The sequence below is a fragment of the Myxococcales bacterium genome, assembly GCA_023898405.1.
Taxonomy (GTDB): domain Bacteria; phylum Myxococcota; class UBA727; order UBA727; family JABDBI01.
On record CP060221.1, the window covers coordinates 1,770,474 to 1,781,551 of the forward strand.

An 11,078-nucleotide genomic window follows, 5' to 3' on the forward strand; every position below is an offset into this window, starting at 1 on the left:
TAATTTAGGAAGAAAGTGATGAGCTGGTTTTGCCCCAATAACTATTTGATTTTACTGAAAGTCTCTGTGCTTGCGATATCTTTTTGTGGTGGAGCGTGTAAAAAAAATGAACAGGAACTTAAAACTCCTATCGAAATTAAGCAAAAAAAATTGCTCAAGAAAAATAAAGCGCAGTTGAGAGGAATTTTTGTTGATCAAGCAAGCACAGCAAGGCAGGCTGATGGAAAAAGCTGGAAGACAGCATTTAAAACTGTTCAGCAGGCTATCAATATTTCACAAGGTGAGCCGATAATAATTGCATCTGGTGTGTACAAGAGCCCAAACCTCAGCATAAAAAATAAACAAAACCTGCATTTTGTGGGAGGTTATAAGGCGGGTGAAGAGCAAGAAAAAGAGCCACATCAATTCTTGGAAAAAGATTGGGTTATTCTTGACGGCGAACATCAAGCAAAGCCTTTGCTTACTATCAGTGGAAACTCTAATGATATAAGTTTTTCTGGCCACATTATTTTTAGAAATGTCACAGGTGCGAGCGCCGTGAAAATTTCTGGCAATTTTGATGATAGGATCGAAAATATTTATTTTTACAATTGCAGATTTGTCGATAATAGATGTGCTTTGGGGCAAGGAGCCGGTATTTTTATTAATAATGCCAAAAATATTTATCTAAATGATTTGATAGCCCAAAGAAATCAATCTCAAAGTGGTGGATTCATTTATGCTGCTGCCGTAGAAAATCTCTTTATCAGTGGTGGTGGATGGTTTGATAACAAAGCTTTGAGTGGTGGCTCTACTGCTCAAGGAGGAGCATTATTTGGCCAAAACCTTAAGCAGCTTTCATTAAAAAATGTATTAATTTATCGAGGAGAATCACAATTGGGAGGTGCAGTATTTCTTAAAAAAGTTTCTGATAGTGTGGTGTCTGATGTGCGATTTGAAAATAATAGTTTCTCATCCGATTGTGAGCGGCCGAGTGGTGCAGGGCTTTATGTCGAAGACAGTAAAAACATAGAATTGCTTAAGTTGTCTTTAGTGAAAAATGGGGGAAAAAATGTGCCAAACTCTAGCGGTGGGGCTTTGAGTATTGTGAGAAGCAGTGAGCTGAAAGTGGATTTTTTTGATGCGGATATTTTAAGCAACGAGGCTTATTTTGGAGGAGCTGTTGCTCTAATAAACTCCAAAAATATTCTGATAAAAAATGGAAATTTTAGTGATAACAAGGCCTATCAGGTGGGAGGAGCAATTTTTAGTAAACAAGGAGAAGATATTTTTATTGAAAGTTCGAAACTGAGTGAAAATAAATCTCTCTCCTATGGAGGAGCTCTCTATTTTGCTGATACTAAAGCAAAGCTTTCACTCAATGATTTGCAATTTAAAAAGAATCAAAGCACCGGCCTGCACGGTGGCGCGCTTGCCATAATTTCTCAAAAAGAAAATTCACTTGTCACTTTGAACGCTTTAGAATTTTTAGAAAATAGAGCCCGCGTCCATGGAGGAGCTGCATTTTTTGGCAATGTTCAAGGAAAAGTTGTTATTGAAAATACTCATTTCAAAAAAAATTATGCCAATATTTTTGGAGGAGCCTTGGCTCTTGATGCCAAATCATTTTCATCGTCGCTCTATAGCATAGAGAGTACTAACACTTTTATTGAAAATCGCTCAGGGCAGATTGCTGGAGGAGGAGCCCTCTTTGTTTCTTTTAACAATAAAAAAAATAGCAAAGCGCAGTTGATTTTAAATAATAAACTCAAAGATTATCAGCTGAATGGTGCTGGTGATAATTCTTTGGGGACAGATATTCGTGTCAGCAATCACGATATAAAACTCTATCCTCCTAAGGTGGCGACTCATCGGAGTGATCATCCTGTCATCTTTGGTGCCTATCCATTGCTTAATATCTGTGATTTTATCCAGTCGAATAACGGGTTTGATCTTAATGATCCGAAGAGAGTTTATCTATGGTAAGGAGGGAATAATTATGGTGTTACTCAAGTCTGCTGCAAGCCTCTTAGGAATGTCCTGCCCTGATTTTCATCTTGAAAGTGTTGATGGAAAAAATTATTCTCGAGACGAATTTAGGGATGCCAAAGCATTGTTGATTACTTTTATTTGTAATCACTGCCCTTACGTCAAAGCCATTGAAGATCGTCTGCTTGCCCTTGCTCGCGAGTTTGAAAACCGATCGATTCAAGTGGTTGCTATATGTTCAAATAACGCCGATGCTTATCCCGAAGACAGCAAAGAAAAACTCTTAGATCGTTGGCAGCAAAAAAATTACACCTTTCCTTATTTGGTAGATGAAAAGCAAGACGTTGCACGAGCATTCTCAGCCCTGTGCACACCTGAGTTTTATCTCTTTGATCAAAAGCGCGTGCTTTATTATCACGGTCGCTTGGATGATTCGTGGGATGATGAGAGCCAGGTTAGCCAGCGGGAACTTGCCCATGCCATCGAACAATTGCTTGACGGCAAAGAGGCTCCTCAAAAACAACATCCTTCCATGGGATGTTCTATTAAGTGGAAAGAGTAAGAAACAGTTTTATTCCTGATCTCCTTCGTTAGAAATTAAAATCAACTTTGGTTTAAAAGTTATCCAGTGCGAAATGACTATGAAAGAAACTGCTGCAAAGCCAAACAAAAGTCCGCACCAAAGGCCGCTTATTCCAAGCTTCAAGTAAAAGCATAGTAGGTAGGCGAGCACCAAAGCTATAGGGTAATAGCCGATAATACTGGCGTAAAATGAAAGCTTATTATCGCCTGCTCCTCGCAATGCTCCTATAGCACAGCCCTGGAAACCATCCAGAATAAGACAGCAGCCTAATAGCCATGCAATTTTTTCGCCTGAAATAATTGCCATAGGGTCTGTTGTGAAAATACTGAGCACAGAGACAGGCATAAAAAATAGAGTGCTTGAAATAGCAATCATGAATGTTGTGCCCCAAAATATGGTGCAGTAGCCTGAGTATTTGGCTTTCTCATTTTGTCCGTTGCCGATTAATCCACCGATGCGCAAAATGGCAGTGCTGGAAAGTGCCAATGGGAAATTATGGCAAAAATTTAAAATGATCATGGCAACGTGATGAGCTGCGGTCTCAGAGACCGTCAGCTGGGCAGAGAAGAGAGTGAGTAGAGAAAACAGTGCAATCTCTAAAACTCTTTGTCCTCCCCCAGGAATGCCAAAGCAAAACATTTTTAAAATAGCTTTTTTATCAAAGGCAAATAAATTTTTAATGTGAAGGAGGCCTTTTTCGATAACCAAAAAGTAATAAGCGCATAAACCCACACATGCAGCGAATACAAATATTCTTGAAATATTTGTTGCATGAGCGGCCCCTATAATTCCGGAGGCACTAAAACCATATTCGCCAAAGATGAGCGCTTTGTTTAAATAGTAGTTAACAATATTTGATGCAACGATTATCACGATAAACGGGGTAATTATTTTCTGCGCAAGTAAGAATCTTTGAATAGCTAAATTAAAAATTAAAAAAGGAGTGCCGAAGGAAAGATAAAATAAGTATTTTTTTGCGCATTCTATAATGTGTTGCTCAAAGTCTAAAAAAGGAATGGCAAACGAGAGAATAAGCGTTAGTAGAAAAAATAGTGCCGATAAAAAAAGAGCCATTTGCATGCCGGAAAAAAATATTTTTTCTATATCTTTTTTTCTGTTTGCTCCTAAGGCATGAGATGAAAAAACATCGATAGAAAATAAAATCCCCATAAAAAAAACTGATAGCGGTAAGAAAAAAGATCGTGCTACTCCACTTGCAGCAAGTTCGTTGATACCCAATTTTCCAAGCATTGCGGCATCTACAATGCCCATACTCATAAAGCCTACTTTGCAAAACATTATTGGAAATGAAATCCCAAATATGTTTTTGGTTTCTTTTATAAAATCTCCATACCAAAACTTTCGTAGAATAAAGGTATTCATTGCGACCTCTAAGACTAAAAAATACGAACGAACGATTCATATTTTTTAAAATTGGTCACAGAACAGCAAATAAAGATTAAAAATTTTTACCTGGGGCAGTCCTGAACTAAAGTCATTAGTGGGTATCGGGAGCAGGTCGCGGCATGACAGATAAAGGAAAGAGTAAAACTGGAGAGCAAAATTTTTATGTTAAGTCTGTTTGCTTTATAAAATTATTTTTAGGGAAACTCAGGCTAATTTATAATGAACAATAAGTGTGATTTGGGCAGGATAAATTAAAATAAAAGACCTGTTAAAAGAACAGGCCTTTTTTATATGAAAATGTGTGAAAAATTAATAGTTAAGCATTTGTGATTGCATAAACATAAAATTATGATCTTCAATTTTGTTATGTTTGTAAATTTTTGGGTTGTATTCATGTGATATTGGTTCAGTTTTAGAGGTCTCTAGGCCTCTAAAATAATGGTTCATATATTTAAAGTAAGTTTGGTTGCTATGGGAAATTAGAGGGCTAGACACGGCCTGACCAACTTTATTAATCATTTTCCCAAAAATATTCTTATTTTGATTATTCCAATTGTTATCTTTAGATTTTATATTATCAGCGCTAAAAACATGCTCTATACCCATGTGCAAATAGGGCAAGATTACTCCAGTAGGAACTTTGGTAACTGGGTCATTTTTTTCAACAAATCTAATGATATTGTCGCGGCCAATCAGCTCTTCAACTTGTTTGCTTGAGTTAGTAAGGAATACTTTTGGGGCACCGAAAGTCACTAACTTTACCTGGTTAGTAATACGGTTGAGCTGCCCAATCGGTTGCCCTAAAATACTGTACCCCATTATTGCTAAAGCACCGATGGTAGCTTGCGCTCCGCCTAGACTGTGGCCGGCAAAAATAAATGATAAATCATTTAAGTTTTTACCCGATTCTTTGGTTACCTGAATTATGGCTTTTTGCACATTAATCCACGAGGTCAAAAATGCTTCGGTAAAACCTTGATGGAGCTCCACATTAATCAGGGCATTTTTTGATGATTTTTCGCCATATTTATTTACAGTTAGCTTAACATTTAAAGCACTCAAATTTTTCATCCAATCTGAACTGTTCTCGGTCCCTTTATAAACTATGTAAATGCGGTTTTCTTTGAGAAAAACGATTCCGGCTTCATGGGGTTTTCCACCTCGCATACCTTTAAATACTCTAAAAAATATTTTTTCATGAACATTCAAATTATTATTTGCATTGTTAATGCTGCCGATAATGCTTTCTCTTCTTGCGTCATAGACCGCAGTTTGAAAAAAAGCGATTCTTTTTAGAGCAGATTTACTCAACTCCTTGGCTGTTGGAAATGATATTAAAGAATCATTATTGCTTTCGCTAGGCTCAAAAGTTGGCAAAAATGAAGACAAAGATTCTATTTTAACCTCAGCAGAAAGAGCATCCTGTTGACTATGAAATTCTTCATCAGAAGAATCTTCTTCAGGAAAATATTCTTTTGAAATTAACGATGCGAATTCTTTATCAGTAAGACTTTGTTCTAAGGGATTTTCAAAAATTGAGTTAGAAAAACCGTTTTCCATCCCAAGTTCAAAATCGTTATCTAATTTTTCATCAAAAAGATCTAGATTATGATTGTTTTCGATTTCATTATTTACATCGTGCTCAATATTTAATGAAATATTTTTAAAACAAAAACTTTGTTTTAGAACATTTATGTCTTCTGAAGTTTCGCCCATAAAATCTTGGTTCAAGTTGGAGTCTTCCAAGTGAGAACTTTGTACTTGAGAATTAAACTTAGGCACACTAAAAAAACTTTTTGATATAAAATCGTCGTTATTATTTTTCTCTTCAGCGTTGTTATTTTCCTCTTCAGAATTAACTTTGCTAAGTTCATTGAACTCAAAATTACTGAAAGCTTCATTTAGTCTATCATCGATTTCCTCAGGAGTCATGCTGACATGTATATCTTCAGGATTAGAATCTGGGTTGTAATCTTCAATTATTGTCGAGTAATTTTCAAATATTCGATTCTTACCTTCAAAGGCATAGTCACTATTATCATCGATGAATTTGGCCGATATACTCTGTTCATCTGCATTATTTTCTTCTGCTTTTGGCCCAGAGTTATCAGAAAACCAACTGGAGAAATAATTCATGGCAAAAGACTGAGTAGATATTAAGTTGATGCAAACAGATAAAATTAGTTGAAAATTAATGTTTTTTAAATTCATATTTTACTCATTATTTGATGAAGGATTTCGTTAACTATGATGTATTAAATAGCTTATGTTAATGAGGGCTATAGTTTTGAATTTTAAGCTATTTCTTTGGAGAATTTACGGGTAATTTTAACCGTTTTCTACTGGTTAGTTAAAAAAGCTTGCTTTATTTTAGATTTGCTACTTGGGGAGGTAATGGAATAGTTAAGTTATTTCAGGGATTACATAAACATCTTGGCGGTGGGGTAGCAGCTCTAAGCCTGCAGGCTGAAATAGTCTTGTCTGAGTGGGGCGGGGAATTTCCCAGCATTTATGCCGGAGATGATGTTAATACACTTACATCATCTGCAGCGCGCCTGAATTTTTTTCTGTAAAAACTATGTAGAAAAATAAAACGATAGAAAAAGTTAATAAGCATCATAAAAGATTATGAAAGAACAGCTAAAAAAGCCAAAGCAAAAATGGTTTTAGTTTAAAAGCTTAAGCATGTTGTGTGCTTTTTCTTCGCTTATGTGAATAAGGCGAGCAATTTCCGATGCTTGCGCTTGTTTGATATTTTTTACGCTGCCAAAGTGCCGCAATAGCGTGACAGCACGCTTTTTCCCGATTCCTGGTATATCGAGCAATTCGCTGTGCAGGGTGCGTTTGCTACGGCTTTTTCGGTGAGCGCCTAGGGCAAAGCGATGAGCTTCATCTCGAATGCGTTCAACAAGATAGCGTTCAAAAGTATGAGCTTCCAAGATAATGGGTTCGCTTTCATTTGGCACGAATAGTCTTTCATCGCTGTGTTCGACATTTATAGAGTTTGAGTCTTGAGAGTCTTTTTGAGTTCGTGCTTTAGCAATACCTGCAACGAACAATGAATCTTTACTAACAATGATATTTGCTTCTTCGATAGCCTTGATAGCGGATTTAAGTTGACCTTTGCCTCCATCGATCAACAAAAGATCCGGCAAATTATTATCAGCAATTCCTCGTTTGATTCTGCGTGAAACAACTTCGTGAATCATGGCGAAATCATCCATGCCGCTTACCGATTTAATGCTAAAAGTGCGATAGCTCGCTTTATCAGGCTGACCATTTATAAAAACGACGCAGGAACCATAGGGCTCGCTTCCCTGAATCAAAGAAATATCAATGCACTCAATACGAACCGGTTTCAAGGATAAATTCAATCGCTGCTGCAATGCGAGTAAAGCTCGATCATTGGCGTTATTGCTTGCAATTTGATCATTTAAGATTTGCTGGGCATTTTTGTTGGCTATCTCAACCAGTCTTAAAAATTTTCCTTTTTGAGGATAAATAAAATGTACCAAACGTCCTGCTTGCTTTTCTAAAATTTCACTAAGCCCTATCAGTTCATCATTGATGGCCAAAGGCACTACAATTTCGTGAGGAATGTCGGGATCTTTTTCGTAGCTTTGCTCTAGAAAACTTTGCAAGATCTCTTCGCTAGGAAAAGCCTGATCGCTGAAATTATAGTTGTCACTGTGGTGCCATGTACCATTTCGAATTTTTATTCGTACGATGCTGACTTGGGGCCCCATTCTGCTCAGCCCAATAATATCTTGATGCTTTTTTTGGTTGACGTTGCTTACCACTTGGCTCGTCATAGCAGTTTTAATGGCGCTGAGCTGATCCCGAACCTTTGCCGCAGCTTCATATTGATCTTCTTTGGCGAATTGCCACATTTTTTTGCTGAGGCGTTCAGTGATGTCTTTGATATTGCCACTCAAAAATAGGGCCACGTTTTCAATTTCTTGTTGATAGCTTTCTGTTTGATAAATGCATGGGGCCATACAACGGCCAATTTGATATTGAATACAAGGACGAATGCGGTTTTCTAAAACTTGATCAGGACAGGTTCTAAGCAAAAAATATTTATTGATGAGTTCAACTGTTGTGCGCAAGCTTGAGGCAGAAGGATAAGGGCCAAAGTAGCGAGCCTGATCTTTTGAACTTTTTCGTACAATTTCTAATTTAGGAAACACATCACGCTTGCGACCTTTGTCTTTAGCTCGCTTAATTTTTAATAGAGCGTAATTTTTATCATCTTTAAGCATGATATTAAAACGCGGCTTATGTTTCCTAATCAGCTCTCGCTCAAGTACAAGTGCCTCAATATCATTGCGAACGACAATGATATCGATATCAGCCAGCATCTGCTCTAAAAATTGTACGAAAATGCGGGTATCCTGACCCGAAAAATAACTTTTAAGGCGGGCCCGAAGATTTTTTGCCTTGCCAATATAAAAGATACGATTATCGTAATCCTTCATGAGATAGCAGCCAGCATCTGTGCTTAGCTGCCTTAGTTTTTCTTTGACGTATTGAAATCCCTTTTCCATGAGCCAATATACCATTAGGTGATTATTTAGAATGAACAAATGGAGTCTATGATGTTTGATCCCAAAAAAATCTTTGACATGCTTAAAAATGCTGGTGAGATGCAAAAGAATATGTCCGAAAAACTAAAAACTAACAAGGCCACCGGCGAAGCAGGAGCAGGAATGGTGAAGGTGGTAATGAATGGACATTTCGAAATTGAGTCGATTGATATCGATAATGCCCTGATGAGCGAAGATAAAAATTTTATTCAAGATGTAATCAAATCAGCTATCAATGATGCCTCAACTCAAATCCTAGCTCAGATGACTGATCATTTGAAAGCTCTCACTGGTGGTTTGGGGCTGTAAAGTGGCGCATGATCCCGTAGCCCGCTTGATCAAGGAATTGACATTGTTGCCTGGAATTGGTGAACGCACAGCCTTAAGGTTGGCTCTTCATCTTTTAGGCCAAAAAAAAGAGCGGGTTTTAAATCTAGCAGAAAGTTTGGTTGAGGTTGCGCAAAATGTAACGGAATGTCGTACATGCTGTAATCTCACAGCTTATTCTGAACAGTGCAGTATATGCTCAAAGCCAGGGCGCGACGATAGCATTGTTTGTGTGGTTTCATGTATTCAAGATCTTATGGCCATTGAGTCATGCGCAAGTTTTAAAGGACTTTATCATGTGCTTCATGGAGTCCTCACTCCTATCAATGGTATTGGTCCAAAAGAGTTGAGAATAAATGAACTATCCTTAAGGCTTGCTCAAAATAATATTAAAGAACTAATTCTTGCCACACCTTCTTCGGTAGAAGGGGAAGCTACTGCGCTGTTTATTGGTGAGCAGGCGCAATCTTTCGATATAAAAATTTCACGCATTGCCAGTGGAGTCCCTGTGGGTGGAGATCTGCAATTTGCTGATCGATTAAGCCTGGCTCGTGCACTTATGATGCGTCAAGAAGTCAGCAGCTAAGCAAATTTCAAACGTTTTAAGAGGCTTTTATATTTTTGCCGTACAAGATTTTAAGATCGTGCTGTCTTGCGCTTTTTTATCTGTCTTTTAGATTGAGGCCGATTATCCACTGAAAAAATAGTGTGGGATATATTTTATATTTTTATTTTATGGTGAATTGTGCGACATAAAAAGATTGAAATTGGTCATCATATCTAAGTGTTTTAGTTTGATGTTTTATGTTTCGTTAAATTAATTGATTTCATATGATGAAAATAAGAGGAAATACTATTCCCGCAGGTATATTATCAAGCAAGTGACAAGGGGCAGATCTATGGACGTTAGTCACAGTCAAAATAGGCTAAATTCAAAGCTGAGCTTGATAGCAGCCGCCTCTGTATTCTTGGTTACACAGGTTTTACAGGCGCAAGAGAATCGAGCCTCCCAAAAGCAAATGGTTGCTGATGATAAAGAAATCATCACGGCTTCTGGTGAAAAAATTCAGCTGCCAAATCTATCTGATTTGATCAAAGCGAAGATTGGGGCACTAAAAAACCGGCTGAATGAGCAAGACATTCTTTTGGCAAAGATTGATCTTGCTTTGGCAAAGGAGCAAGAGAGAGAAAAACAAGTTTTTGATGAGGCTTTTTATCTGAGCATGTCTATGTTCAATGCAATGCCGCAAGCCCAATACAAGCTCATATCTACTGAAATATGGGTGGATAAAAAACTTGTTTCTCAGGGGGGAAAAAATAACTACGGGCTCCCTCGCAATAATCAACGAATTTATTTTTCGCCGCTTTCTTCGGGCTGTCATGAAGTAATAGTAAAAGCAAAAGTTCAACGTTTAAGAAATGATGTGCTGAATAAATTTAAAGGGTTGAATAAAATAGAAAATATCGAAAACCAGCTTACTATCAGTACTCGGGATGGTTATGAAGTTGGCCTTGACATTGAGCTTTTTGAATCGCAAAAATTCTCAGTGAAAGATTATCGTAGTCCAAGTATACGTTTCAATCCTGTGGCCAAGCCAATATTTTTGCCTGGTGCGCCACTTGTATCCAAAGAGGAAGTGCTCAACCAGGGACAACTGCTTATTGATTATGTGAACGATGATAATTCCCATTATCATTTGCTTTCGAAAAATCTGAGCATTGATGGACTTCCTATTTTGTCTCAACAAGAACACAATGAAGAGCAGGAGAAAAATATTGTTTATAAAGCTCCTTTGGCTCAAGGGCGGCACAAACTCAATGTAGCATTGCTCTTTGGTGAAAAGACGCGCGTTCAGGGTGGGCCAACCTATAAATTTCGTCTCTCATTTGAGAGAGAGTTTTTTGTTCGCAGTGGTCAGACAAGCTTGGTTAATTTGATTGCTATGCCTGATGGGGGCAATCGCCGCAATCCCTATAACGCTCGTTACGCACGAGTAAGCTCGGTCATTAAAGGCACCAATGATTCCGCCATATTTCCTGAGAAAAGCTGCAGAGAGCTTAAGGCTATCGAAGTTGCGGCAGAAAAAAACAAAAAAATATCTCAGCCCCAGGTACAGTCTGAGCAACCCAAGAATTCTGATCAAGTGATGGAAAGTCCTCAAACTTTGGATAATTCTGAAGAAGCAAAAAAAGCGGGGGAGTAAGCG

At 37.8% G+C, this 11,078-nt stretch carries 8 protein-coding genes; 5 read left to right on the forward strand and 3 right to left on the reverse strand.

What is annotated here, in order from left to right; translation table 11 throughout:
- The first annotated feature begins 18 nt into the window (after window positions 1–18).
- Window positions 19–1,965, forward strand: coding sequence for a hypothetical protein (locus tag H6731_08020; protein USN50204.1), 1,947 nt, complete (start codon window positions 19–21; stop codon window positions 1,963–1,965).
- Between the two features lie 13 nt (window positions 1,966–1,978).
- Complete coding sequence (locus H6731_08025; protein ID USN50205.1) at window positions 1,979–2,530, forward strand: thioredoxin family protein; 552 nt, start codon at window positions 1,979–1,981, stop codon at window positions 2,528–2,530.
- Window positions 2,531–2,539: 9 nt separating this feature from the next.
- Here H6731_08025 and H6731_08030 read toward each other — a convergent pair whose 3' ends face one another.
- The 3 genes from H6731_08030 to uvrC all read right to left on the reverse strand — a co-directional run bounded on the left by H6731_08030 (window position 2,540) and on the right by uvrC (window position 8,505).
- Entirely contained in the window at window positions 2,540–3,934 is a 1,395-nt protein-coding gene (locus tag H6731_08030; GenBank protein USN50206.1) for an MATE family efflux transporter, read from the reverse strand.
- Between the two features lie 333 nt (window positions 3,935–4,267).
- A complete protein-coding gene (locus H6731_08035; protein USN50207.1) occupies window positions 4,268–6,169 on the reverse strand; it encodes a lipase family protein in 1,902 nt (633 codons plus the stop codon).
- A gap of 455 nt (window positions 6,170–6,624) precedes the next feature.
- Window positions 6,625–8,505 (reverse strand): excinuclease ABC subunit UvrC, encoded by a 1,881-nt coding sequence (uvrC, locus tag H6731_08040; protein USN50208.1) that lies wholly within the window; start codon window positions 8,503–8,505, stop codon window positions 6,625–6,627.
- 48 nt (window positions 8,506–8,553) lie between these two features.
- Here uvrC and H6731_08045 point away from each other — a divergent pair, with 48 nt between their 5' ends.
- From H6731_08045 to H6731_08055, 3 genes are all read left to right on the forward strand, one after another.
- On the forward strand, window positions 8,554–8,853 hold the full coding sequence (locus H6731_08045; GenBank protein USN50209.1) for a YbaB/EbfC family nucleoid-associated protein: 300 nt from the start codon (window positions 8,554–8,556) through the stop codon (window positions 8,851–8,853).
- A 1-nt stretch (window position 8,854) separates the two neighbouring features.
- Entirely contained in the window at window positions 8,855–9,457 is a 603-nt protein-coding gene (gene recR / locus H6731_08050) for a recombination protein RecR (protein ID USN50210.1), read from the forward strand.
- 313 nt (window positions 9,458–9,770) lie between these two features.
- On the forward strand, window positions 9,771–11,075 hold the full coding sequence (locus H6731_08055) for a hypothetical protein (protein USN50211.1): 1,305 nt from the start codon (window positions 9,771–9,773) through the stop codon (window positions 11,073–11,075).
- The last annotated feature ends 3 nt before the right edge of the window (window positions 11,076–11,078 follow it).